General features: G+C 56.9%; 23 protein-coding genes. 9 read left to right on the plus strand and 14 right to left on the minus strand.

The window, feature by feature from the left end; translation table 11 throughout:
• Positions 1 to 53 precede the first annotated feature (53 nt).
• The 3 genes from E1H13_RS08815 (at position 54) to E1H13_RS08825 (ending at position 2540) form a co-directional block, all read left to right on the plus strand.
• Positions 54 to 347, plus strand: a complete 294-nt coding sequence (locus E1H13_RS08815; RefSeq protein WP_169613040.1) for a DnaJ domain-containing protein — start codon at positions 54 to 56, stop codon at positions 345 to 347.
• An 11-nt stretch (positions 348 to 358) separates the two neighbouring features.
• Positions 359 to 868, plus strand: a complete 510-nt coding sequence (locus E1H13_RS08820; RefSeq protein WP_169613041.1) for a nucleotide exchange factor GrpE — start codon at positions 359 to 361, stop codon at positions 866 to 868.
• A gap of 109 nt (positions 869 to 977) precedes the next feature.
• Entirely contained in the window at positions 978 to 2540 is a 1563-nt protein-coding gene (locus tag E1H13_RS08825; protein WP_169613042.1) for an Hsp70 family protein, read from the plus strand.
• A gap of 9 nt (positions 2541 to 2549) precedes the next feature.
• On the opposite strand, the gene E1H13_RS08830 is transcribed toward E1H13_RS08825, so the two are convergent.
• Positions 2550 to 3971: an amidohydrolase gene (locus E1H13_RS08830; protein WP_169613043.1), complete on the minus strand. Its 1422-nt coding sequence runs from the start codon at positions 3969 to 3971 to the stop codon at positions 2550 to 2552.
• A 109-nt stretch (positions 3972 to 4080) separates the two neighbouring features.
• Between E1H13_RS08830 and E1H13_RS08835 the strand changes: the two genes are divergently transcribed.
• On the plus strand, positions 4081 to 4335 hold the full coding sequence (locus E1H13_RS08835; RefSeq protein WP_169613044.1) for a ribbon-helix-helix domain-containing protein: 255 nt from the start codon (positions 4081 to 4083) through the stop codon (positions 4333 to 4335).
• A 528-nt stretch (positions 4336 to 4863) separates the two neighbouring features.
• Here the strand turns inward: E1H13_RS08835 and E1H13_RS08840 are convergent.
• The 6 genes from E1H13_RS08840 to E1H13_RS08865 form a co-directional block, all read right to left on the minus strand.
• Positions 4864 to 5109 (minus strand): type II toxin-antitoxin system VapB family antitoxin, encoded by a 246-nt coding sequence (locus E1H13_RS08840; protein WP_169613045.1) that lies wholly within the window; start codon positions 5107 to 5109, stop codon positions 4864 to 4866.
• 110 nt (positions 5110 to 5219) lie between these two features.
• Positions 5220 to 6251, minus strand: coding sequence for an aromatic ring-hydroxylating dioxygenase subunit alpha (locus E1H13_RS08845; protein ID WP_169613046.1), 1032 nt, complete (start codon positions 6249 to 6251; stop codon positions 5220 to 5222).
• 138 nt (positions 6252 to 6389) lie between these two features.
• Entirely contained in the window at positions 6390 to 7454 is a 1065-nt protein-coding gene (locus E1H13_RS08850; RefSeq protein ID WP_169613047.1) for an aromatic ring-hydroxylating dioxygenase subunit alpha, read from the minus strand.
• Between the two features lie 226 nt (positions 7455 to 7680).
• A complete protein-coding gene (locus E1H13_RS08855; RefSeq protein WP_169613048.1) occupies positions 7681 to 8517 on the minus strand; it encodes an ABC transporter permease in 837 nt (278 codons plus the stop codon).
• A gap of 82 nt (positions 8518 to 8599) precedes the next feature.
• A complete protein-coding gene (locus tag E1H13_RS08860) occupies positions 8600 to 9373 on the minus strand; it encodes an ABC transporter ATP-binding protein (protein ID WP_169613072.1) in 774 nt (257 codons plus the stop codon).
• Positions 9374 to 9549: 176 nt separating this feature from the next.
• Positions 9550 to 10635 carry an ABC transporter substrate-binding protein gene (locus E1H13_RS08865; RefSeq protein WP_169613049.1) on the minus strand — a complete coding sequence of 362 codons (1086 nt, stop codon included), beginning with the start codon at positions 10633 to 10635 and terminating at the stop codon, positions 9550 to 9552.
• A gap of 268 nt (positions 10636 to 10903) precedes the next feature.
• Between E1H13_RS08865 and E1H13_RS08870 the strand changes: the two genes are divergently transcribed.
• A complete protein-coding gene (locus E1H13_RS08870; RefSeq protein WP_169613050.1) occupies positions 10904 to 11644 on the plus strand; it encodes a GntR family transcriptional regulator in 741 nt (246 codons plus the stop codon).
• A gap of 156 nt (positions 11645 to 11800) precedes the next feature.
• Positions 11801 to 12379 carry a hypothetical protein gene (locus E1H13_RS08875; RefSeq protein ID WP_169613051.1) on the plus strand — a complete coding sequence of 193 codons (579 nt, stop codon included), beginning with the start codon at positions 11801 to 11803 and terminating at the stop codon, positions 12377 to 12379.
• Positions 12380 to 12406: 27 nt separating this feature from the next.
• On the opposite strand, the gene E1H13_RS08880 is transcribed toward E1H13_RS08875, so the two are convergent.
• The 4 genes from E1H13_RS08880 to E1H13_RS08895 all read right to left on the minus strand — a co-directional run bounded on the left by E1H13_RS08880 (position 12407) and on the right by E1H13_RS08895 (position 17444).
• Entirely contained in the window at positions 12407 to 14974 is a 2568-nt protein-coding gene (locus E1H13_RS08880; RefSeq protein WP_169613052.1) for a tetratricopeptide repeat protein, read from the minus strand.
• The gene (locus E1H13_RS08885) at positions 14931 to 16268 is read right to left on the minus strand and encodes an AAA family ATPase (protein ID WP_169613053.1); all 1338 of its coding nucleotides are present in this window, start codon (positions 16266 to 16268) and stop codon (positions 14931 to 14933) included. Before E1H13_RS08885 ends, E1H13_RS08880 begins: the two co-directional genes overlap by 44 nt.
• 64 nt (positions 16269 to 16332) lie before the next feature.
• A complete protein-coding gene (locus E1H13_RS08890; RefSeq protein WP_169613054.1) occupies positions 16333 to 17007 on the minus strand; it encodes a DUF2293 domain-containing protein in 675 nt (224 codons plus the stop codon).
• A 29-nt stretch (positions 17008 to 17036) separates the two neighbouring features.
• On the minus strand, positions 17037 to 17444 hold the full coding sequence (locus E1H13_RS08895; RefSeq protein ID WP_169613055.1) for a universal stress protein: 408 nt from the start codon (positions 17442 to 17444) through the stop codon (positions 17037 to 17039).
• 192 nt (positions 17445 to 17636) lie between these two features.
• On the opposite strand from E1H13_RS08895, the gene E1H13_RS08900 reads away from it, so the two are divergent.
• Positions 17637 to 18842, plus strand: coding sequence for a phosphoglycerate kinase (locus E1H13_RS08900; RefSeq protein ID WP_169613056.1), 1206 nt, complete (start codon positions 17637 to 17639; stop codon positions 18840 to 18842).
• Positions 18843 to 19002: 160 nt separating this feature from the next.
• Here the strand turns inward: E1H13_RS08900 and E1H13_RS08905 are convergent, their stop codons facing one another.
• Positions 19003 to 20637 carry a PAS domain-containing sensor histidine kinase gene (locus E1H13_RS08905; RefSeq protein WP_169613057.1) on the minus strand — a complete coding sequence of 545 codons (1635 nt, stop codon included), beginning with the start codon at positions 20635 to 20637 and terminating at the stop codon, positions 19003 to 19005.
• 304 nt (positions 20638 to 20941) lie between these two features.
• Complete coding sequence (locus tag E1H13_RS08910; protein WP_169613058.1) at positions 20942 to 21133, minus strand: EF-hand domain-containing protein; 192 nt, start codon at positions 21131 to 21133, stop codon at positions 20942 to 20944.
• 382 nt (positions 21134 to 21515) lie between these two features.
• Here E1H13_RS08910 and E1H13_RS08915 point away from each other — a divergent pair, with 382 nt between their 5' ends.
• Entirely contained in the window at positions 21516 to 22220 is a 705-nt protein-coding gene (locus E1H13_RS08915; RefSeq protein ID WP_169613059.1) for a thioredoxin domain-containing protein, read from the plus strand.
• A 105-nt stretch (positions 22221 to 22325) separates the two neighbouring features.
• Here E1H13_RS08915 and E1H13_RS08920 read toward each other — a convergent pair whose 3' ends face one another.
• The gene (locus E1H13_RS08920; protein WP_169613060.1) at positions 22326 to 22613 is read right to left on the minus strand and encodes a Precorrin-3B methylase; all 288 of its coding nucleotides are present in this window, start codon (positions 22611 to 22613) and stop codon (positions 22326 to 22328) included.
• Between the two features lie 88 nt (positions 22614 to 22701).
• Here E1H13_RS08920 and xth point away from each other — a divergent pair, with 88 nt between their 5' ends.
• Positions 22702 to 23487 carry an exodeoxyribonuclease III gene (gene xth / locus E1H13_RS08925; RefSeq protein WP_169613061.1) on the plus strand — a complete coding sequence of 262 codons (786 nt, stop codon included), beginning with the start codon at positions 22702 to 22704 and terminating at the stop codon, positions 23485 to 23487.
• The last annotated feature ends 17 nt before the right edge of the window (positions 23488 to 23504 follow it).

The following is a 23504-nucleotide window of genomic DNA, read 5'->3' on the forward strand; positions in this document are numbered from 1 at the left end:
TCATTTTCTGCCTTCTGCCTTCTGCCTTCTGCCTTTATTCATCGTCGCCTGCCATGTCTGATTCCCACGACCTGTTAGGGCTCGCCCCCGGAGCCACCCCCGCCGAAATCAAATCGGCTTACCATCGCAAACTCAAAGAATTTCCGGCCCACAGCCACCCCCAGGAATTCAAGGCGATTCGAGCCGCCTACGACACCCTCCGCAAGTCACCCCAGGGGCTGGATGACTTTTTTGCGCCTAAGCCAATTACCGCCGACCTGGATAAGGCCTTGGTAACTCAACTGGAGCAGCGAGTCAGGGGCTCGGTGGATGTTACCTTAGAGGATCTAATCTTGCTGACCTTTTAGCGTGTTGCCCCATGACCCGATCGCCCCGAGAACTGGCCACTCAAAAAATCCAGCTGCGCAAACAGCAAGAAGCCTTGCTGAAGGATTTATTGCCAATTTTAGACGCCCTCGATCGCGCCGCTGACCACTGGCAACAGGCCCAGGCCACCCAGACCACCTCGACCCCGGCCCAGCCCCAGGCCTGGTGGCAGCGCTGGCTACAACGTCTGGGACTGGGCAATCTCCAGAAGTCTGGCCCAGAGGCGGCCAGCCTGGAGACCGTCGTCACCAGCGCCCATGACGGCATCGCCATGATCCGGGAGTCGATGCTGACCGTGCTGGACCAACATCAGGTCGTCCCCTTGCCCGCTGTGGGGCAGCCCTTTGACCCCAGCCACATGCATGCCCTGGGGCAGCAGCCCGACCCTAGCGTGCCGCCCAATACCGTGGTGCAGGAGGTGGTACGGGGTTACCGCTGGCAGGATCGGATGCTGCGGGAGGCCCAGGTGATCGTCGCCGTGGCTCCGACAGAGCCGTCCTAGGGGCGATCGCTGAAAGCTGTTTTCGCTTGCCTTATTGATTCGCTTAACTGTTTCAACGCCAACTGTTTCAACGCCAACTCTATAGTCCAGCCGCATAAGGATATCGTTTATGACCGCAGTCGTTGGTATCGACTTGGGCACCACCAATTCCGTGATTGCCACCTTAGAGAATGGACAGCCCTGGGTGATTCCCGATGAAGAGGGCGACTTTTTGCTGCCCTCCTATGTGGGCATGACAGACACTGGGCAGCTTTTAGTAGGACAGGCGGCTCGACGGCAGTATGCTGCGGCCCCGGAGCGGACCGTCAAGTCGATTAAGCGCCAAATGGGCACCGACTACACGGCTACCCTGAACGATCGCACCTATCGACCCCAGGAAATTTCTGCGATTTTGCTGCGATCGCTGAAGCAGCGGGCCGAAGCCGTACTAGACGAGGCGGTCACCCAGGCCGTGATCACCGTGCCCGCCTACTTTACCGATGCCCAGCGCCAGGCCACCAAAGAAGCCGGGGAAATCGCTGGCTTTGAGGTGCTGCAAATTCTGAATGAGCCCACCGCCGCCGCCCTGGTCTTTGACGTCAATAGCGAAGAAACCGAAACCGTTCTGGTTTATGACCTGGGGGGCGGTACCTTTGATGTATCTATCGTTGAAATTACTGGCGATGTCACCGAGGTGCTGGCCAGCCACGGCAACAATCGCCTGGGCGGCGATGACTTTGACCGGCAGCTTCAACGCCATCTGGCCGATCGCTTCTTCCAGACCCACAATGTGGAGGTGCCCAGCGATGCCGCCACCCAGGCTCGGCTGCTACAGGCGGCCGAACAGGCCAAAATTGCCCTCAGCGAGCACGCCTTTACTACGGTGCGGGAGCCCTTTTTGGTCAGCCAGGGGGAAACGGCGCTGCACCTGGAAACTGACATGGCCCGAGAAGACTTTGAGAACCTGATTAAACCCCTGCTGAAAGACACCCTGGGGGCGATTGATCGGGCTCTGGAAGATGCCAGTATGACCGCTGATGACATTGACCGGGCAATTTTGGTGGGGGGCTCCACCCGCATTCCTCTGGTGCAGCATTTGGTGGAAGATCATTTGCCCAATACCCCGGTGACCAGTTTTGAGCCCGATCTCTGTGTGGGGCTGGGGGCGGCCTTGCAAGCTGGAGTCTTGTCCGGGGCCGAGGTGGAGACGGTGTTGGTGGATGTGACCCCCCATTCCCTGGGGATTGCGGCGGTGATGGATACCCCCATGGGGCCGATGCCGGGGGTGTTTAGCACGATTATTCCGCGCAACAGTGTGATTCCCACCTCCCGCTCTGAAGTGTATTTTACGGCCATGGATAGGCAGGAAGCGGTTGATGTCGAAGTGTTCCAAGGGGAAAACCCCCTGGCCCAGGAAAACGTTCCCCTCGGGTCATTCCGGATCGAGGGGCTGCCCCCCAAACCAGCCGGTGCAGTGCAGGTGGAGGTACATTTTGACTTTGACCTGAGCGGCATTTTGACGGTGACGGCCACCGAAAAAGGCAAAGGGCAGCAAAACACCCTGGTGGTGAACGATGCGGAAACCGGTCGGCTGTCTAGCCACGATTTGCGCCAGTCCAGAGAGGCGATCGCCTCCCTATTCGATTTGCCCGCTGGGCTTGACGATGACGATGACGATGCTGACGCTGAATAACTCGACAGGTCAGCGGCCTTCCCCTGGTCCATGGATCATCACTTGCCGGTAGTGGGGTTCCACCGGATGATGCTGAGTCTGCTGATTGCCCTGGGCACCAACAGAGCGGGCCAGGATGTGGTGCAGAGCGTTGACATCGATGGTCTGTACTTGTCCTTGATCCACAATTGTCTTGCCGTTAACCCATACCGTTTCCACCACATCGGTGGGTCGGCCCAGCACCAGCAACTGTAGGGGGTGGTTGCGGGGCAACATAGAGGGATGATTGAGGTTATACAGCACCAGATCAGCGGCCATGCCAGGGGCCAGGGTGCCGGTGCGATCGGCCAAATTCACCCCCCTGGCCCCGCCAGCCGTCGCCATCTGTAGGGTTTGCTCCGGGGTGAGCCAGTGGTCGTAATCGTCATCGGCAACCCGGTGCAGAATCGTGCCCAGCTTAATCGCTTCTAGCAGGTTCTGGGCGTCGTTACTGGCGGCCCCATCGCAGCCAAAGCTAACGTTGAGCCCCCGTTGGCGGCACCGCAGAATGGGGGCCAGCCCACTGCCCAGGCGCAGGTTGCTGACCGGGTTATGCACCAACGTGGCCCCAGCCTCAGCCAGGATCTGAATATCCCCCTCGTCGATCCAGACGCCGTGGGCTACGGAGGTGCGGGGGGTGAGGCAGCCCAGATTGTGCAGGTGTTGCACAGCGCTAATGCCGTAGCTCTCCTGGGCCAGGCGGTGCTGGGCGCGGGTTTCCAGCAGGTGGGTGTGGTAGCAGAGGTGGTGGCGATCGCTCAATTCCTGACAACCCGCTAGCAACTGATCTGAACATCGGTGGAACCCCGTCGGCCCCACGCCGATGTAGATACCGTTAGCCGGGTCGTGGAACGTGGTCACGATGTCCGCCATCATCCCCAGCAGTGCTACAGCCGATCGCGGCGAGGCCCCCTGGGGCAGCAGGCACCCTTGCGGAAACCCCGAGGCAAAGGGCAAATCTTGAATCAAGGGCGCAATCACCGCCCGAATCCCCACCGCTTTGTAGCCCCGCACCAGAGCCTCCACCGTTTCCATCTCCTGTCCGGGAATCACATAGGCGTGGTCCATGACACAGGTGCCCCCCGACAACAGCGTATCCACCGCCGTGCTCACCGCCCCCCAGTAGAACTGCTCCAGCTGCCTGGGGGTAGACTCAAACACATTGGCCAGCCACAGCTCCAGGGGGAGCTGGGGAATCAGCCCCCGTTGCCACACTTGAGATGAATGGGTGTGGCCGTTGACAAACCCCGGCAGCAGTAGCCGGTCGCTGCCGTCGATCAGCCGCTGGTGGGCCGCGACGGGCAGGGTATGGGCGGGGGCGACGGTGTGAATGCGATCGCCCATCAAGAGGACATCCACCGCTTCGAGGGTGCCGTTTTGCAGGGTGAGGACGGACTGGATCAGGGTTTGCATGGCAGGGGATTTTGGATTTTAGATTTTAGTGGGTGGCGGGGGCGGTGGTTGGAATGTCGGCCAGGGCGTTGGTACAGTAGAGACAGGGTCCTGGTGCCGATGAGGGATAATGACTACTACACCAGATAAGCGGCAAGTTTCGATCATGTTGGATGCGGAACTTTTGGATGAAATCGATCGCCTTTCGGACAACCGTTCGGCGGTGATTGAGGAAGCGCTGCGGCTCTGGCGCAATCAAAGAATTGATGCCCAACTGCGGCAGTTCTACCAATCGCGCAGCCAGGCCGATCTAGAGCATGAGGAAGCATGGGCGAAATTTGCGGAGTATCAACTTGGTGAAATATTGGAAGGCGAAGGACTCTAGGAAGCTGGGTGACTCGCCTTCTGCAAAACGAGATTCACTTAATCAAGTTGCTGCGTGATTAGAGAAAAAGCCATAGAGCTCAGGAATCATCTTCACAAATGAGGTGGATTCCGTAACAAGCGAAAACAGATGTTGCATTTTATACATTTGATCGGCTAGAAATGATTAGCTCCAGTTATTGGTGTCTAAAGATAGCTGTAAATTTTTTTCATGAGGTACGAAGTATGTTTCAAGCATTGTTCTCAGGCTTTGGGGGTGCAGCAGCAGGTTATGGAGTCGTTAGCGCATCAGGTATGACAGCTGCCGGTATGGTTGGGGGTGGTGCTGGCTTTGGCGCTGCCGCAGGTCCCGTAGGGGCAGGCATTGGAGCGCTGGCAGGTTTAGCCGTTTATGGGGTTATCAGAGCTATTGGTGACTAGTTAGTCATTGAGAGGCTAACTGATGGTTTCACTTTCCCTCCACATGCTGGAGGGTTTTTATTGCTCTTTAGTCACAATTTGCCCAGCCCCTTGAACCGACCCCTTGGCCTTAATCAGCGTCGTAGCCCAAAATTTCGTCTGGATCGCGGGGGTCGCGATCAGGCAGAGCGGCACAGCGCAGAGCAATTTCATTCAACCGCTCAACCAGAGGTCTAGGCTGAGTTGCACCCTGCATGGTTTTAAATTGGGTAAGCGCTTGCTGCAAGGCCATTTTGATAGCATCGGACAGGCTTTGTCCTGTGAGTTCGGCTAACTCCTGGGCCATACGATTGGCTTGGGGATCCTGGATGTTCATAGCCTGTAGACCGATTAGTGAAGGGGTTTCTTCATTTTATCCTTGACTCATTGGTAGCCATAGACCTGGTTTGCGATTGCGTCGGATAGCTGGACGCACGGCAGGCACCGCTACACCTCTGCCAAAATTCGCTGACCCTGTTGACCCGATCCATGGGCCTTGATCAGTGCCGCTAGTTGCCGTCGCATGACGATGCCGGGCTGGTCAGAGGGCATGTGCTGCTCCACCGCCACATCCACTGGGGTGTCGTAGTCGGTGGACTCCAGCACCACTTTGTCTTCATTCACCACCTGGCGATCGAAGGCGATGATGTCGGCGGCTTTGGCGTCGGCTTCGCTGTCGTTGCGAATGCAGAACTGGACGATCTGGGAGGTGCGATCGCCCACCGGAGTCGCTGCCGTAAAGATCAGGTGCAACAGCCCGTTGGGATAGGTAATCTTCAGGGTGCGGCTAAAGGGCACATACCAGGTGGACTCGATCTCTCGTAGGGTGAGGCTGTCGGGAATGTTGAGCAACTGCTGCTGGAGCGGCGGGTTGACCACGGGCACAGTGGCGTAGGCTTTGAGGCCCAGTTCCAAGGGCACCAGCTCCGACTTCACCGGCTGCGGCTGCTCGGTCACCCCAAAGGATGCGGCGTGGACGATGCTGAAGTGGGCATTGTCGAAGGAGTTCTCCATCACCCGCAGGCCACTGCACTGCCAGGGCTCGTAGAACTGAGGAATCAGCCGGTTTTCAGGGGCGTCCGCTTCGGGAATTTCCGGCAGGGGCAGCAGCGGATCGTCCGCCAGGCAGACCCAGGCGTAACCGTAGCGCTCAGCACACTGGAACGCCTCGACTCGGTAGGTCTTGGGAATCGCCGCACCGGGATCGAGCTGGGGAACCTTCGCACAGGCCCCAGATGCGTTGTAGGCCCAGCCGTGGTAGGGGCAGCGCACGCAGCCGTTCTGCACGATGCCCATGGAGAGTTTGGCGGAACGGTGGCAGCAGCGATCGCGCAATGCCGCCGGTTTTCCTTCTGCCGTCAGCCACAGTACCAGGAGCTCTCCGAGGAGCGTAAAGGGCTTAGGGCCGCTGGTGAGGTCAGCGATTGGCATCACGGGATACCAGAAGCGGCGGAAGATTGGGTGTTGGGTGACGAGCATGGCGGATGGGTGGATGGGTGGATGGGTGGATGGGTGGATAGGTGGGTGGGGGAAGATCCCAGGGTTCTTTTTGAGGATAAGAGAGGATTCTGGCGATCGCGCAGAAGAACCCTGGGATCTGTGGCAGCAGGAATCTGCTCAAACGATGAACGTTTCCAACGTTTTGGCAGGGGTCGTTAGGCCATCCTGTCGCCGTTGCTCGGTTTCGCCGTGCTCCTTCAGCAGCCGCGCCAGCCGATGGCGCATGAGAATGCCGGGGCGATCGCTGGCCATGTGCTGCTCCTCCCCTAGACTCAGGGGCGCATCGTAGTCGGTGCCCTCCAAAATCACCCGGTCTTCGCTGGTCACCTGGCGATCGAAGGCGATGATGTCCGCCGCCTTGGCTTCGGCTTCGGTGTCGTTGCGCAGGCAGAACTGCACCACCTGGGAATGCTGGTCGTCGATTGGGGTGTAGGCGGTAAAAATTAGGTGAATCAGGCCGTTGGGATACTCGATGTGGAGGGTACGGGCAAAGGGCATGTACCAGGTGCGGGTATTGGTGCGGATGGTTTTTTCCCCCTCGATGCCCAGATTTTTCTTTTGCAGGTCGGGGTTGAGCACCTCCAGCCAGTGGCGCATGACAAAGCCAAAGTCAGTTTCGGTCACCTCGTCAATCGGTGGCGGTTGGGGGTTGGCCATGTCCCCCCAGGAGCTGGCGTGGACAAAGTGCCCGTGGGCGCTGTCGAAGGAGTTTTCGATCGCTCGCAGCCCCCCCACTTTCCAGGGTTCGTAGAACTCGTGGATGAACCGAAAGTTGGTGTCGGCAAATTCAGGAATTTCGGGAATGGGCTGTAGCGGGTGCTCATCCAGGCAGACCCACACATAGCCGTAGCGCTCAACGCAGTGGAACGCATCGACTCGGTAGGTTTTAGGGATGGCTGTGCCCGCATCGAGCTGGGGCACGTTGACGCAAGTGCCCTCGGCGTCGTACTCCCAGCCGTGGTAGGGGCAGCGGACGCAGCCATCTTTGACGATGCCTAACGAGAGTTGGGCCGAGCGGTGACAGCAGCGATCGCGCAGCGCTGCCGGTTTGCCATTCTGGCCAATCCACAGCACCAGCGGTTCGCCCATCAGGGTGAAGGGCTGGGGGCCGTTGATCAACCTGTCTAGGGGCATCAAGGGATACCAGAAGCGCCGGAGCACGGGTTGTTGGGTGGTTAGCATGTTTTTTGGGGGAGTGGAGGGGTGGATGGGTGGAGGGGTGGATGGGTGGATGAGTGGATGAGTGGAGGGGTGGATGAGTGGAGGGGTGGAGGGGTGGATGGGGGGATGGGCAAGAGGAAAGTTCAAAGCTCAACCTTCTGCCTTCTGCCTTCTGCCTTCTGCCTTCTGCCTTCTGCCTTCTGCCTTCTGCCTTCTGCCTTCTGCCTTCTGCCTTCTGCCTTCTGCCCTAGTTCTCGTGCTTCATGGCGCTAGCGTGCCAATCTTTCAGCAGGTAGTTTGACAGGGCCGAAAGCAGGGCAAAAATAGCGATGCCCGACACCGTGATCAGCAGCAGGGCGGCAAACATGCGGGGAATTTGCAGGTTGTAGCCTGCCATCAAAATCTGGTAGGCCAGCCCCGACTGGGTGCCCCCGGTGCCAGCCACGAACTCTGCCACCACGGCCCCAATCAGGGCTAGACCGCCGCTAATTCTCAAGCCCGCTAAAAAATAGGGCAGGCTGGTGGGCAGGCGCAGGTGCCAGAGAGTTTGCCAGCGATTGGCTTTGTTGAGCTTAAACAGGTTCGCCAGGGAGGGATCCACACTGTTTAGCCCCAGGACCGTATTCGATACGATCGGGAAAAAGGCCACAATCCAGGCGCAGACCACCAGGGCGGCAAAGGTGTTGTTCCGTAGCCAGATGATAATCAGCGGGGCCACGGCCACGATCGGCGTGGTTTGCAGCAGCACCGCGTAGGGAAAGAAGCTACGCTCGATCCATTTGCTCTGGGCGAAGAGGATGGCGACGAATAGACCCGACAGGGTGGCGGCGACCAGGGCGGTGAAGGCAATCTTCATGGTCACAAACCAGGAGGGGAACAGCGTGGGCCAGTCTGTCGCCAGGGTTTGCAGAATCAGGATGGGGCCGGGCAGGATGTAGTGGGGCGTATCAGTCAGGCGAACGGCCAGTTCCCAGGCGGCCAGCAGCACGAGGCCGACGATAATTGGGGCCAGCACATCGGGAGAAAGGAGCGATCGCACCCATTTAGGCTGAGACTTGGGTTGGTCGAGGGCGGGGGAGAGCATGGAAGTATCAATTTTGGGATTTTGGATTGGGGATTTTAGATTGGTCCTCATCCCCAGGGAGAGGAGCAGGGGTGAGGGGCTTCTATAGCGCCAGCGCCAGGGATTCGCCCATGGCGGCAGATAGGCTGTGGGAGACATCGCGGCAGTAGCGGTTGAACTGGGCCGAAGTGCGGTAGTCGGGTTCGCGGGGGTGGGGGCTGTCGATGGCAATTTCTGCCACCACGCGCCCTGGCTTCGAGGCCATCACCACCACCCGGTGAGCCAGGTACACGGCCTCGTAAATGCTGTGGGTGACAAACAGAATCGTCAAATTTCGCTGATGCTGGAGCTGGAGCAAATCCTGGTTGAGCTTGCCGCGGGTCATTTCATCTAGGGCGCCGAAGGGCTCGTCCATCAGCAGCACGTTGGGGCGAGTGACCAGAGCCCGGGCGATGGAGGCGCGCATTTGCATACCGCCAGAGAGTTCGCGGGGGTAGACCCGCTCAAAGCCTTGGAGATCCACCTGGGCGATCGCCTCTGACACCAGCTCCAGCGCCTCTCGCTTGGGCACCCCTGCCAGCTTCAGGGGTAACCGAATGTTATCGATCACCGTCGCCCAGGGCATCAGCGCTGCCTCTTGAAATACATAGGCCAGCTTCGGTTGGCCTATACCCCCACCCCAGGCGAGCCGACCAGTGCTCAGATCCCCTAGACCAGAAATAATTTTCAGTACCGTGCTCTTGCCGCAGCCCGATGGCCCCACTAAGCTAGTAATCGTCCCCGGCGCCACCGCCAGGTTAAAGTCTTGTAGGGCCACGGTGCCGTTGGCGTAAGTTTTGCCCACATGCTCTAGGGTGAGGATGGGTTGGGTCTGCATGGCGATCGCATTAGGTAAGGTTGAAACTATCATCGGCCAAACCCCCTCCCTGGAGGGTCGTAGGTGAACAATTCGATAGCAGTCGGGGTGCGCTAACTCACTCCTAACTCCTTCCCAGCGGGGATTTAGCCTCCCCGTCCCCTCCCGGGAGGGGCGGCCCACAGGGCGGGGTGGGTTTAGCCCTGGTAAGCCTCTGGCCCCTTGTTAATGAAATCCAACGTGTAAGCCTGGGTGTAGTCCACCGAGGGGTCAAACGCCCCCAAATCAGACATAACCGTGAAAATTTCTTCCCAGCGCTCGTCAGTCATCGCGCCAATGCCCAGGGTTTCGGCATCGCCGCTGAGAATAATGCCGTACTCCGCCATTTTTTCCAGGCCAAAGGCGATCTGCTCGTCGGTCATTTCGGGGTTGTCCTGCTGGATCAAAGCATTGCCGGGTTCCGGGTTCTCCAGATAGCTATACCAACCCTTGATCGAGGCATCCACAAACCGCTGCACCAGGTCGGGATTGCCCTCCATGATTTCGCGACGGGTTTCGATGGTAGTGGTGTAGTTGGGGTAGCCGTGGTCGGCCATCAGCAAAATCACCGGCTCAAACCCTCCTTCCCGCTTAACGGCAAACGGCTCTGAGGTAATGTAAGCCTGCTGCACCAGGTTTTCGTCCGCCACGAAGGGGCCAACATTAAAGGTGTAAACCCCCATCTGCGACTCGTCGAGGTCGTACTTGGCCTTAATAAACGGCCAGTAGGTGGTGTGGGCACTGGTGGACATCAAAATGGTCTTGCCCTGCAAATCTTCAAAGGACTCGATACCCACGCCGGGATGAGCCAGCAGTCCCTGGGGATCTTTCTGGAAGATGGAGGCCACCGTTACCTTGGGCACACCTTCCTGAATGGAGTTGATGGCATCGATCGCATAGCCCATCTTAAAATCCATCGCCCCGGCCATCAGCAGCTGGTTGCTGTTCACCTGGGGGCCACCCATACGAATGGTGACATCCAGCCCGTGCTCTTCGTAGATGCCCGTGGCCACCGCCTGGTAAAAGCCGCCGTGTTCGGCCTGAGCATACCAACTGGTGCCAAAGGTGACTTGATCCAGTTCGCCAGAGGATGCTCCGGTGGATGTTGCAGAATCCGTCGGCGTGGTTTGAGTGCCGCCACAGGCCGCTAGCACCCCGGCCCCCATGGCCAGAGAGCCATAGCGCAAAAAACGGCGGCGGTTGAGTGCGATCGCAAAAGACTCAGGGTGGCGAGAAAATGTCATAGCAAAAGGCCCAATCCAATCAAAAAGAACATAACCGTCAACGCGAATAGCAAACCGAACGAGAGCCGACCATCACTGCCCAACAAATTCTTTCAGTTTAATATTTAGAACTCGGTGGGTTGCGTATACTAGACATACAACACTGAATACCAGTAGACGTTTATTGCTGAATTCAGCGTTGTATACAACAGACGTTAAAGACTTTGCCTAGGCGCTTCTGTACTTTTAGGCACACTTATTTATTCGTCTTGACATGTGGAGTGCGATCGTGGCCCAAGCAGGTTCCTCACCTCCCCAGCCCCAGGTTTCCCCGACCACCCAGCACCCGGTAACCAAAGCCCGTAAATCCTCTGGCAGCAGCGTTGATCGCATTTACGATCAGCTCAAGCAGATGGCGATGACTTATCGGTTTCGTCCGGGCGAACCGCTCAACGAGGTAGAGTTGGCCGCCTCGTTTGGGGTCAGCCGCACCCCCCTGCGGGAGGTGCTCAACCGGCTGGTGGCCGAAGGCTTGTTGGATTTCGTGCCCCGCAAGGGTTTCTCCTGCAAACCCCTGGATACCAAGCGCGTGTTTGACCTCTACGAAGTGCGCTGCGGCCTGGAGATGATGAGCGCCAAACTGGCCACCGAGCGGGCCAGTGACGCCGAAATTGATGCTCTGGTGCAATTCTGGAAAACCGCCACCGAACAATTCTGCACCTTGTCGGCCACCGATTGCACCCGCTGTGACGAAACCTTCCACGAGCAGCTAGCGGCACTCTCGCAAAACAGCGAATTGCTACATATGCTGCAAAATGTCAACGCCCGTGCCCACTACCTGCGGCTGATTTCCATGGAACAAGAGACTTACCGCCGCAACACCTGCGCCGAGCACCACCTGATCCTCAAGGCAATTCAAGAGCGCAACATCGAGGCCGCCGTCAACGGCATGTCAGCCCATGTCACCCTGCGACAAGAGCAACTGGTGGAGGTGATCAAGGAAGGGGTAGCACGGTTGTATATGCGATGAGAGATTATTACTGCCTGGCAGAAGTATGACCATCGTTGCTGAGGGTGTCAGGTGTCGGGTATCAGGAATGATGAGCCGACTTATGCCTCAGACCACTAATGTTCAGTCAAAAAATAATGAAATTCTTGCCGCACTCAGCTAATCGAGAGAGGGACCATGGCCATTGAGTATGTGAACCGTAAGCAGAAAACGTACTACCTCCACGCAGGAAAAACCAAAACTGGTAAGCCCAAGTATTTTTTCTCGATGAAAGCAGAGGGCACCCTGGTGGAGACCATCCCCGAGGGCTATGAAATCTATGAGAACCCAAACGCCCAGGTGTTTTTGAGGAAAGTTCAGCCCCGGGTGATTACCCCTGAAGAGGTGGCGATTGTGCGGGAGGGGGTGAAGCGAGTTGCTAAGCTTGACTACTTTATGGTGGATGTGAAAGGTAAGCGCATCGTGGTGTACCTCTGTGACCAAAATGTGGATGTCTTAATGGATCTAGTCACCTCGTCTCCTAGGCGTGACGCTGGCACGGTTGATCGACTGACCCAGTCGTTCACCTATTCACCGATGATGCAATTTGTGCTGGTGGATGAAGAGACCCGGGAGTTTGAGGTGGAGCGCTGGTGTTTTCGCGGCTCAGTGGATGATTGGCTAGGGTTAGATAGTTCAACTGACCTGAAAGCTTTGGTCAAGCAATATGGTCGCCATTTGGGCAAAGAGTCGTTTTATGAGTTGACGCCGTGGTAGATAGGGAGATGGGGGAGATGGGGCGGATTAGTGGGCAGGGGAGTCTGAGTTGAGGGATGGGGTTTCGGTGAGGGTTTGGGCGGCTTGCCAGATGGCGGTGCGGAGGTCGTCGCGGCTCTCGGGTGCTGGGTCAGCTGGCCACAGAGCTAAGAACTGAGCCTCGCCCAGATGGTTGAGCATGCGGCCTAGGTCTTCTATATCGGCGTCTACATAGTCTGGGTTGTGCTGCTGATCAATCGCCAGGGCTTGGAAGTAGCGTTTAGTGGACTCTGGGGCGTTGCCCTGGGCCGCTAGCGCCTCGGCCCATGACCTGAGACTCCAAGAAGCCCTGCGCCAGTCGTTGGCGGCCTGTCGGGCGGTAAAGGCGCTTTGAAAATGGGCGATCGCCGTTGCCAGATCCCCTTGCTCTTGGGCAATGGTTCCCAGGCTCTGGTATGCGTAGGACGCTTGATAGTTGTCGTCTGCCGCTTCATAGATGGTCAAAGCCTTTTGGTCATAGGCGATCGCGTCGTCGAAGCGGCGCTGATCTTGGGCTACTCTGCCCAACTCGTGATAAGTGCTGGCGGCCCCGTAGGTATCGCCTGCGGCTTCTGTGAGGTCTAAGGCTTTTTGGTAGTAGGCGATCGCGTCGTTGAAGCGGCGTTGCAATTGGGCGACCATGCCCAACTGGTGATAGATTTTGGCAGCCCCGTAGGTATCGCCTGCGGCTTCTGTGAGGTTTAAGGCTTTTTCGTAGAATGCGATCGCGTCGTCGAAGCGGCGCTGATCTTGGGCTACTATTCCTAACTGGTGAAGTACACGAGCCGAATCATACTCAGCTCCAATCTCTTCACAAATTTTTAGGGCTTTTTGGTAAAACGCGATCGCGTCGTCGAAGCGGCGCTGATCTTGGGCCACGCAGCCCAACTGGTGATAGGTTTTGGCGGCCCCGTAGGTATCGCCTGCGGCTTCTGTGAGGTCTAAGGCTTTTTGGTAGAAAGCGATCGCGTCGTTGAAGCGGCGTTGCGTTTGGGCTATTATGCCTAAATTGTGATATACCTTACCTCCCATGTAGCTATCACCAGCGGCTTCGTAACGGGAGAGGGCCTGTTGATAGTAGGCGATCGCGTCCTCGAAGCGGCGTTGCTCTTCAGCTACCACGCCCAACTGGTGGTAGGTGCTGGCGGCCCCGTAGGTATCGCCTGCGGCTTCTTTGAGGTCTAAGGACTTTTGGTAGTAGGCGATCGCGTCCTCGAATTGGCGCTGATCTTGGGCAACCATACCCAACTGGTGATAGGTTTTGGCAGCCCCGTAGGTATCGCCTGCGGCTTCTGTGAGGTCTAAGGCTTTTTGGTAGAAAGCGATCGCATTATCGAATTGGCGTTGATCTTGGGCAACCATACCCAACTGGTGATAGGTTTTGGCAGCCCCGTAGGTATCGCCTGCGGCTTCTGTGAGGTCTAAGGCTTTTTGGTAGAAAGCGATCGCATTATCGAAGCGGCGTTGATCTTGGGCAACCATACCCAACTGGTGATAGGTACTGGCGGTGCTGTAGTCCTCACCAAGGGCTTGCTCGATCGCCAAGCATTGCTGGTAGTAGGTTTCTGCCTGGGCAAAGTTTCGCCGCTCTAGCTCCACATTGCCCAGGTAAAACAGGGTATTCGCTTCCCCGCGTCGATTGCCCAACTGACGAAACTGGGTCAGGGCGTTTTGGCAGGCCCTTGCAGCGGCTTCAAACTGGCGCTGTTCGGCCAGGGTGCGCCCTAAAACCTGGGTTATCTCGGCGGTTAGGGGTGCATCCCCTCGCTGTTGGGCCAGGTTCAGGGCTTCTTGTAAATAATCCTGGGCTTTTGCGGCCTCGCGGCGGCTCAGGTAGGCTACCCCCAGCTGGTACAGTAGGGTGTTGCAGGTGCTTTGGTCAGCGGTAGTGGTGGCCCGCCCAGGGGAAGGGCGGCTATCCATCAGCAGGCTTTCGAGCAGGGCAATGCGCTCTAGGGATTCGGGCGGCCCAGAGGCAGCAAGGGGGCGGTCAGAGTCCAGGGTTTCGGCGCGGGCATAGTCTTTGGTTGTCTGGGGGGTTTGAAACAAAAACACCCCAGACCGCCAGGCCCAAAAATCGGGGGCAAATTTGGCCAGGCGGGTAATGGCGTAGTCGGGCAAAAAGAACAGCATGGGGTGGGGCACGGTGCGCTTATAAGCATCGCGCACAAAGTTCAAGTCTTGCAGCACCGGGGGGTAGTCGCCCTGCAGGTTAACGCCAATGGCCTCCTTTAGCCCTAGCACCAGCAACACCAATTTTTGGTCGGGGTGCCGCTCCAGGGTGGCCAGGCGCTGCACTATTTCATCCCGCAGAAAGCGCAAGTCGGGCTGCTGCGAAAAATCCATCACCGCAAACTGAATATCCTGGCAGCTAGGGTCAGCCCGCAGCGATTGGATCAACACATCCACATTAGGTGCAAAGTTGACCTCCACAAAGCCCACCGTAAAGTCTTCGGCAAAGTCAATAAAGGTCAGCAGCTCGCGGTAGACCTGCCGATTGAGGGCCAAAAACTGGCGGGCCTCGGCATCGAGGTTACTGGTTTTGGGCAGCTCTGAGGGCGGCTTGGAAAGCGTCACTTTGCTTCACCACAGGGTTAGGGTAGTTCCATCGGGTATTGCCGTTGTACTCCAGCACAGACAGGTTAAACATCATCAGCTGGCCAATGTCGTCTTTGGTGATGTTTTTGCTCAGGCAGACCTGGGCCAGCACGGGGTAATGCTCTTGGGGAATGAACCGCTCAAAGTCAAACTGGATCTGCTTGACAGCGTAGGTGACATCCTCCTCGACAATTTTATCGTGGCTTCGGGTGCTGGCGGTTTGGCAGGCAATGCGCATCAGCTGCATCAGTTGCCGAATGTGGCCGCCGCTGGCCTTGGTTAAATCGAGCAGGTGGTGGCGGGTTTCAAATACGGCCTCGATATTGACCCGCTGCTCGATCACATCGGCGATCGCTGCCAGCCCTGTTTCGTAATAGTCGAGGTCACAGCGATCGCGCTCTAGCCGGTAAATATTCACCATGGGCACAATGTGGGGACTGCCAAAGGTGTTAAGTAAACCTTTGGGCGAATAGAGGGCCGAAATGGGCACGGTGTAAATCAGGGTGCAGTGCAGCTCCTTGAGCTGGGTGCCGTAGTCGAAGAATAGGTAATCGCTTACCGCCGGGGGCACCCGGTCGAGATTATCGAAAATGATCAAAAAGCCTTTGGGATACTGCCCTTTGACCTTTTTGTAGGCATCATTGAGCAGCAGGTTGAGGTCGGCCTTGAGGCGCGAAATATCTCGCTGGAGGGTCTGGCGAATGGTGGTTTTACGGTTGTCAGACCCCTTGATTTGGGCCAATAGCTTGACCAGCAGCTTGGCCAAAAACGGTGCTTCCGGCCCCAGGGTGACTTCACTCTCCAGACTGATGGAACTCTCGACGGAGCGCTCGTCTTCCTTGATGACTTCCTTGAACCAGTCTTCAATGTTCGCCAGCAGCCGAGGATCCACCTTATGACCGAGCCGCCGCAGCTCGTACTCCACCTTTTTGATCACAATCAGGTAGAGGTCAGTGTAGTCGGCGTCGTTGATGTCGGTTTCTTCGTCCGCCTCCAGGTAGATCACCCGGTAATCTTGCTCCCACTGGTGCTGAATGCGCTTCAGTTCGGTGCTCTTGCCGCAGCCCCGGTGGCCGGTGAACAAGATGGTGGTGAACTCCCCCGGTTCCTGGAAATCCAGGATCGTATTCACGCCTTCGATCGCCTCGGTTTTGCGCACCGCTGACAGATCGACGTAGTAGCGTGCGATCGCATCCCCCGACAGCGGGTCAACATTACAGGCCCGATAGGCGGTCTTTAGGGTGGTGGCACGATCCGAGGCGGGAGGGGTCATAGCATCAGCCAGGCAGTGACATCAGTATATCCACAGGAGACGGCTATCCTTGCTAATCCAGGGATTAGCTCCAGTTCTCAAGCACCGCCTGCACCGCATCCCATACCGCGCCTCGGGCGGCTTGGCGTTCCCACCCTTGGGCCAGCAGGGCGTCATAGGGCGTGTGGCAGTGGCGCACATGGGCCGCCACTGCCAGGTCAGTCGACTCTGGGGCAAAGTCCTTAGCCGCTGCACTGCGCCCCACCCGGCCTGAATACTTTTGGCAGGCATGGCCTGCAATCTGGGCCGCCTCTGCCGCTGGGCAACCCGGATAGCGCCGCTGAATGGAGTTAGTAAACTCGGTGACGAAAGCGGCATCCTGCTCTTCTCGGCGGACGGCTGCTCGCAGGCGGCGCTGTTCTCGGGCATCGGCATCGGCCAGACAGTCTGACTCAGCTCGCTCTAGGGCGGGCTCTTCGACTAAAATGCCCTGGCGCTCGTAGCGTTTGCGGGAACGGCTAAAGCGCACCACGATCGCCCGCAAGGTCGTGTATTTGCTGGCCCGTCGAGTCAAAGCGGCATTACCCTGGGGCAGAAACACTAAATGGCCTAAGTCCGCACAGGATAGACACAGTGCTATTTCCCCTTCTTTTTTGAGTAATGCTCCTGGTGCTAATTCTGTGTCGCACTCCCCACACTGTGACGCTTTCAGAATCGAGAAAACCACAATATCGTCTGGCTTGGCGGGTTTGGCAGCCATAGTTACTCTGGTCCTGTGAAGCTGTGGCCCTAAGGGATAATCAACACTGGGCAGGGAGATAGGTTGATGACTCGGCTAGTGACACTCTCGGCCTGGATGTCCTCAATCAACCCCACCCCACGGCAACCCATGGCAATCAGGTCAGCATTGAGCTCATCGGCGACGTCACAGATCACAAAAGCCGGCTGTCCCTGGCGCTCAATCACCTCAGTGGCAATGCCCTGGGAGGCAAATTGCTCCTTGGCTTGACCTAAAAGTCGGGCCACAGCCTCTGGAGACGACTGGCTGGATGGAGTTGCCGAACCCGCTTCGGTGGGCTCAACCACCGACAGCAAGATCAGCTGGCTCTGGTGCAACTTCACCAGCTCTGCCACCTTGGGGGCCGCCTGTTGGGCCTCAGAACTCATATCGATCGGAAATAGAACCGTCTTAAACATGGCGTATCGAAGGGAACTCAGTCTCCGGTAGAATGAGTGCGGTAATAGGTAAATATTACGACAGACCCAGAGCCCTGGTTAGGCTTTGCTACCGCTCTAAGTTCTACCTTAGACAAGGTTTAGCCTGCTTTGGCCAGTGCTCTGCATAACGTAATAAACCAACGACTTAAGCAGTTTTGGAGGATTATCGCTGTGGCTAAAAAATCAGTAGCAAGCTTAACAGCCGCCGACGTGTCTGGAAAGCGGGTACTGGTGCGGGCCGACTTTAATGTCCCCCTGGATAAACAGGGTAACATTACCGACGATACCCGGATTCGGGCGGCCCTACCCACTATTCAGGACTTAACTGGCAAAGGCGCTAAGGTGGTCTTAACCAGCCACTTTGGCCGCCCTAAGGGCAAGGTGGTCGACGACATGCGCTTAACCCCCGTGGCTAAGCGTCTGAGCGAACTGCTGGGTCAAGACGTGGTCAAGTGTGATGACTGCATTGGCGACCAGGTTGCAGCGGCCGTGAATAGCCTGCAGAATGGGCAGGTCGCTTTGCTGGAGAATGTCCGGTTCTATGCCGGAGAAGAGGCTAACGATCCTGACTTTACGAAACAGTTGGCCGCCAACGCCGACCTCTATGTCAATGATGCCTTTGGTACCGCCCACCGAGCCCATGCCTCTACGGCTGGGGTCACCCAGTACCTCAGCCCTGCTGTGGCTGGGTATCTGATTGAGAAAGAACTTCAGTACCTGCAGGCGGCGATCGAAAATCCCCAGAAGCCCCTCGCGGCGATCATCGGTGGCTCCAAGGTATCCAGCAAAATCGGCGTGATCGAAACCCTGCTGGATAAAGTGGACAAGCTGTTGATTGGCGGCGGCATGATCTTCACCTTTTATAAGGCTCGGGGGCTGAGTGTCGGTAAATCTTTGGTGGAAGAGGACAAGCTGGAACTGGCCAAGGCCTTAGAAGTCAAGGCTAAGGAAAAGGGAGTTGAGCTGTTGCTGCCGACTGATGTTGTGGTCGCCGATAACTTCGCGGCTGACGCAAATGCCCAAACCGTTAGCGTTGAGGCCATCCCTGATGGCTGGATGGGGCTGGACATTGGCCCTGATGCTGTGAAGGTGTTTCAGGATGCCCTGAAGCAGTGCAAGTCTGTGATCTGGAATGGCCCCATGGGAGTGTTTGAATTCGATAAGTTTGCTGTTGGCACTGAAGCGATCGCCCGTACCCTGGCAGACTTAACGGGGCAAGGGGTGACCACCATCATTGGTGGCGGTGACTCGGTGGCGGCCGTCGAAAAGGTGGGTGTGGCCGAGAAAATGAGCCACATTTCCACTGGCGGTGGAGCCAGTCTAGAGTTGCTAGAAGGCAAGGAATTACCTGGTATTGCTGCCCTGGATGACGCTTAAGGTTCTGTGACCCCCCGCTCACGAATGCTGGGGGCGACATGTTGACTGCCACGCTAAAACGGTGTGCGGTGCAGGGTATACGGTTCACGGGGCAGGCTGTGAACCGTATGCCTGTTTTGAGGGGGGCAGGTGTTGGGTGTTGGGTGTCGGGTTTTAGGGGTCAGGGGTTGGGTGTCAGGGGTTGGGAATGGGTGACAGACTTATGGGGCTTATGGGGAAGCATGACGCGCACCGTGGTGCCCGCCTCGGCGGTGGACTCAATGACTAACTCTCCCCCATGGGCGGCCACAATCCGTTTGACAATTGCTACTCCTAGGCCGTTGCCCCCAGACTTGGTGGTAAAAAAGGGTTGCCCCAGCCTGGCCAGCACCTTGGGAGGAATTGGGTCGCCGCCATTGTGAATGGTAATCCTAACCCAGTCGGGCCTTGTGTCAGGGGCGATGCGCCAGGTGACCGTTTCCCCAGGGGCAACGGCTTCACAGGCATTGCGCACCAGGTTGATAAACACCTGTTTGAGCTTGTCGATGTCCCCTTTAATCCATGCCTCAGGTAGGGACGACTCCAGATGAATAGAGCGGCCTTGGGCGACCGGCAACTCGGCTAGAGTGGTTCGTAGCGTCTGGCTCAGGGCGACTAAATCAATGTCGGTCAGCTCCAGGGTGGGCTCTCGGGTATACTGCAAAATCTCATTCAACAAGTTTTTCAGCCGCTCGGCTTCTTCTAGGGCCAGACTTAAACGGCGCTGTGCCCGTTCCGGCAGTTCCATCGTCTGAAACGACTCTAGGCCCATCAGCACTGTGGTCAACGGACTGCGCACCTCATGGACAATCATGGCTGATAGTTCGCCAATTTCCGCCAAGCGCTCCATGGCAGCTTGGGCTTGCTTGCGTTCGGTAATGTTTCGGGCTAGGGCTAGAATCAGCGGTTGCTCTGACCCTTCAAACCGGCATAGGCTGGTTTCTACTGGAAAGGTGGTGCCGTCTTTGCGGCGATGCACGCCTTCGACCACAAACGGACGCTCCGCTTGCAGATGCTGGCGCATGGTCCGCAATTGTTCAGGCGTTTGACCAACCTGAATGTCGGTCACAGCCAGCTGTAGCAGCTCTTCACGACTGTAGCCCAAGGCTTTACAGGCCTGAGGATTGACATCTACAATCTGGCCATCCATAGCCAAGATAAAAAAGGCATCAATCGCATGGTCCACAAAGGCTCGGAACCGGGCTTCGCTGGCTCTAAGGGCCGCTTCTGAGGCTCTGCGCTCTGTGACATCGCGCACGATGGCAATGATATGGGTGCCACCATTGAAGGGCACCACCGAGGCGGAAATTTCGGCGGGTAATTTATACCCTGATTGGGTCAGACAGGTGAGTTCGTTGGTCCAACCATACCCCTGTTCCCGCACTTGTTTGCTGAAGGCCCGTAGCTGGGGCATTTCATCGGGGTGAATGGTGGAAATGCGTACCGAGGTGAGCAATTCTTTGCGGCTGTAGCCCAACATTTCAGCCGCCTTGGGATTGGCTTCAAGGATGCGATCGCCCTGGGGGTCAATCACAAAAATAGCGTCGTTGGAGTACTCAAAAATTTTACGTAGCCGCTGTTCGCTAATGCTGAGGGCAGCTTCAACCTCTAAGCGACTTTGGGTCTCCTGACGGAAGCGGGCTTCTATCGCTTGTAGTTGGTGCATCAGTTCTGCCGGTATGTGCTGCGACGATTCGGCTTCACCATGGGTCGCGCCCTGACGGGGTTGGGGAGTATCCGAGGAAGAGGGCGACAAGGGCTGGTCTGGGTCACTCACCACAGGGGTAATTCAGGGAATTTTCAGTGTTTTTTAAGAGAATACTTACAGTTTACTGAGGTTATCTTAATAATGTAAGGGGTGGTTAATGTCATGTCATGACTGGACGGCGGCATCAAGGCCGACCTGCCGATCAAGCTGGTTTGAGATTAGGGGGCTTGGGTGCTGCGATCGCGCTTCTGTAGGCAATGTCTGTATACCGCAACCCATGGGCCGCAACCCACCACAAAAATGGCCCAAGCCATAGAGCTTGGGCCGTTTCGGTTTTTCAGGTTAATCGCAGTCAGCGTTGTTCACGTTTGCGCTAAGACTGACGTTGATCGCGGTTGTATCTGACCAATTCGCTAATCGAAACCACCCCATCGCCATTCAAATCAGCCGCTGGATCGTGTAATGTGGTTTGCCCAGTTCTCGGCAGAGGGCCAGCCATCGCGGCCGACGCCATCACTAAACTGGATAGGGTTATGGTCAAACCAGAAATCAATAAGCGTTTCATGGAGTCCTCCTTGCAAAGGGTGATGTCTTTGCTGGCTGTGTTGTCTATGGTTCCTATAGTGCTTTCTCTACCTGAGATAGGCCTGAATGTAGCCTGAGATACATTTGCCAGATTGCTGAGAGCACCATTAACGTTGGTGCCTAGTCAAGAAGGCAGAGATGTGTACCCCTTGAGGAGGGTCAGCTTTTAGGTGTCAGGTATCGGCAATGGTGGCTCGACTCGTGGTGGACTGGAAAGACTCAGTTGCCGTAATGGCTCTACGTTAAAACCGCTATTCCAGGATCCATTCAGAAAAAGATCAGCCTTTTCTCAGGCTACTCTCAGGGAACAAACGCCCAGGCCCGGTTGAATAGATAGGCTATTACCTACGACATCATTCCAGATGACTAACACCAGAACCGGCGATCGCAGAAAACGTTACCTGATTTTCTTTGGGCTGGGGATCATGATCTTTGCCCTGGCGCTGCCTCTGTTAGCCTTGATCCCTCAAGGGGGGCAATTGCCACCTCCCAACGCTGAGGCCCATCAAGAGCTTGTGGCTGAAGTGGTTACGTCTACCGATCGGGCTGAATTGGTGGGGGATTCTCCCACTCGGGGTAACCCCGACGCTGAACTGGTGCTACTTAAGTTCTCTGACTTTCAGTGCGGCTTTTGCGCTCGGGCTGCTGGTCCCATGGCCGGGTTTATGGACGAGCATACAGAGGATGTGCTCTACGTTTACAAGCACCTGCCGCTGACCCAGATTCACCCCGAGGCGATGCCAGCGGCCCGAGCCTCCTGGGCGGCCCAGCAGCAGGGACAGTTTTGGGCTTACCACGATGCCCTATTTGTCAACCAGGCGCGGCTGGGGTCAGATTTGTATGAAGAAATTGCCCAGGATTTAGGGTTAGATATAGAGCAGTTTGAGCGCGATCGCACCAGTGCCGCCGCCAGAGATGCTGTCAACCAGGATGTACAACTTACCCGCCAACTGCGGCTCAACAGCACCCCTACCTATGTGCTGAACGACTTATTAGTACCGGGCAACGCTCCCGTAGAATTTTTTGAAGATGTCGTTGTTCGGGTCAAGGAACAATCAGGTAGTTAGTGGTCTGTCAAGCCAGAAGTGACGAGGCAACAGGGTCAGCGACGCACGATAAACGGTAAGCGGTTTAAGGCAAGCCGTTTACCGTAGGCCGTGCCCCCCATGCCCCTATCTTCGCCCTTTGGCCGATCGCCGTTTGTGCCCCGGGGGCGTTTGGTGAGGGCCAAAATACTTCTCGCTGCGGTAGCGCAGCCACACCCGCAGGGTCTGGGGAATTTGGTCTTTCTGCTCTTTGCTCAGGGTGCTGTACAGGGCCAGAGCCTTTTCCCGCTCCTTGCGGCAGGCGGCATTGTTGTGGGCATCCCAGTAACTGCGGGCCACCCGAATGCGGCGACACACCTCTTTGATCAAGGCTTTGCCCTCTAAAGGAGAGTCTGGGTTGGGTTTGGTAGCCATAGACGCGATCTTAGACGATTGCAGGGATTGAAGCTCGACGGTTTAAGCTAGAGAACTGTCCCCCTATCCATCCAGCCTACCGCCGTCTATGAAAGTTGCCACCTGGAACGTCAATTCCGTCCGCACCCGCCTCGACCATGTTACCCAGTGGCTGCAAACCAACCCGGTGGACGTGCTGTGCTTGCAAGAAACCAAGGTGGTGAACGACGCTTTTCCTGAGGCGGCGTTTAAGGACCTGGGGTATCTCACCTATGTTCATGGCCAAAAGTCATACAACGGCGTAGCGCTGATCAGTCGGCAGCCCCTGGAGCAGGTGCAGTGCGGCTTTGCCCCAGTGCTGGGGGAAGCGCGGGTGGGCGACCTGGACGACCAAAAGCGGGTGATTGCTGGTCTGTGCGACGACGTTTACATCGTCAACCTCTATGTGCCCAATGGCAGTGCGGTGGGTAGCGAGAAATATGATTACAAGCTGCGCTGGCTCGGGTGTCTGCGGGATTACCTGGAAGCCCTGCTGAGTGATTATCCCCTGATCAACGTCTGCGGTGACTTTAACATTGCCCTAGAAGACAAAGATATTTACAACCCTGAGGGCAAAGACACCCACATTATGGCCTCCCCCACCGAGCGGCAGACCCTACGCCAGGTCCTATCCCTGGGTTTCATCGATGGCTTTCGTCAGTTCCATGACGAAGGTGGACACTTTAGCTGGTGGGACTATCGGGCGGCGTCGTTTCGCCGCAATCTGGGCTGGCGGATTGATCACCATTATTTGTCAGCCGGGCTGCGCGATCGCGCCATCGCCTGTACCATCGATATCGAACCTCGCAGCTGGGAAAAACCCAGCGATCACACCCCCGTAATCATGGAGTACTGAGATAGCCTGTAATGGAG

The sequence above is a fragment of the Nodosilinea sp. P-1105 genome, assembly GCF_012911975.1.
GTDB lineage: Bacteria > Cyanobacteriota > Cyanobacteriia > Phormidesmidales > Phormidesmidaceae > Nodosilinea.

Coding starts and splice junctions, on each gene's coding strand:
- E1H13_RS08815 (WP_169613040.1), top strand. CDS start 54: ATGTCTGATTCCCACGACCTGTTAGGGCTCGCCCCCGGAGCCACCCCC.
- E1H13_RS08820 (WP_169613041.1), top strand. CDS start 359: ATGACCCGATCGCCCCGAGAACTGGCCACTCAAAAAATCCAGCTGCGC.
- E1H13_RS08825 (WP_169613042.1), top strand. CDS start 978: ATGACCGCAGTCGTTGGTATCGACTTGGGCACCACCAATTCCGTGATT.
- E1H13_RS08830 (WP_169613043.1), bottom strand. CDS start 3,971: ATGCAAACCCTGATCCAGTCCGTCCTCACCCTGCAAAACGGCACCCTC.
- E1H13_RS08835 (WP_169613044.1), top strand. CDS start 4,081: ATGACTACTACACCAGATAAGCGGCAAGTTTCGATCATGTTGGATGCG.
- E1H13_RS08840 (WP_169613045.1), bottom strand. CDS start 5,109: ATGAACATCCAGGATCCCCAAGCCAATCGTATGGCCCAGGAGTTAGCC.
- E1H13_RS08845 (WP_169613046.1), bottom strand. CDS start 6,251: ATGCTCGTCACCCAACACCCAATCTTCCGCCGCTTCTGGTATCCCGTG.
- E1H13_RS08850 (WP_169613047.1), bottom strand. CDS start 7,454: ATGCTAACCACCCAACAACCCGTGCTCCGGCGCTTCTGGTATCCCTTG.
- E1H13_RS08855 (WP_169613048.1), bottom strand. CDS start 8,517: ATGCTCTCCCCCGCCCTCGACCAACCCAAGTCTCAGCCTAAATGGGTG.
- E1H13_RS08860 (WP_169613072.1), bottom strand. CDS start 9,373: ATGCAGACCCAACCCATCCTCACCCTAGAGCATGTGGGCAAAACTTAC.
- E1H13_RS08865 (WP_169613049.1), bottom strand. CDS start 10,635: ATGACATTTTCTCGCCACCCTGAGTCTTTTGCGATCGCACTCAACCGC.
- E1H13_RS08875 (WP_169613051.1), top strand. CDS start 11,801: ATGGCCATTGAGTATGTGAACCGTAAGCAGAAAACGTACTACCTCCAC.
- E1H13_RS08885 (WP_169613053.1), bottom strand. CDS start 16,268: ATGACCCCTCCCGCCTCGGATCGTGCCACCACCCTAAAGACCGCCTAT.
- E1H13_RS08890 (WP_169613054.1), bottom strand. CDS start 17,007: ATGGCTGCCAAACCCGCCAAGCCAGACGATATTGTGGTTTTCTCGATT.
- E1H13_RS08895 (WP_169613055.1), bottom strand. CDS start 17,444: ATGTTTAAGACGGTTCTATTTCCGATCGATATGAGTTCTGAGGCCCAA.
- E1H13_RS08910 (WP_169613058.1), bottom strand. CDS start 21,133: ATGAAACGCTTATTGATTTCTGGTTTGACCATAACCCTATCCAGTTTA.
- E1H13_RS08915 (WP_169613059.1), top strand. CDS start 21,516: ATGACTAACACCAGAACCGGCGATCGCAGAAAACGTTACCTGATTTTC.
- E1H13_RS08920 (WP_169613060.1), bottom strand. CDS start 22,613: ATGGCTACCAAACCCAACCCAGACTCTCCTTTAGAGGGCAAAGCCTTG.
- xth (WP_169613061.1), top strand. CDS start 22,702: ATGAAAGTTGCCACCTGGAACGTCAATTCCGTCCGCACCCGCCTCGAC.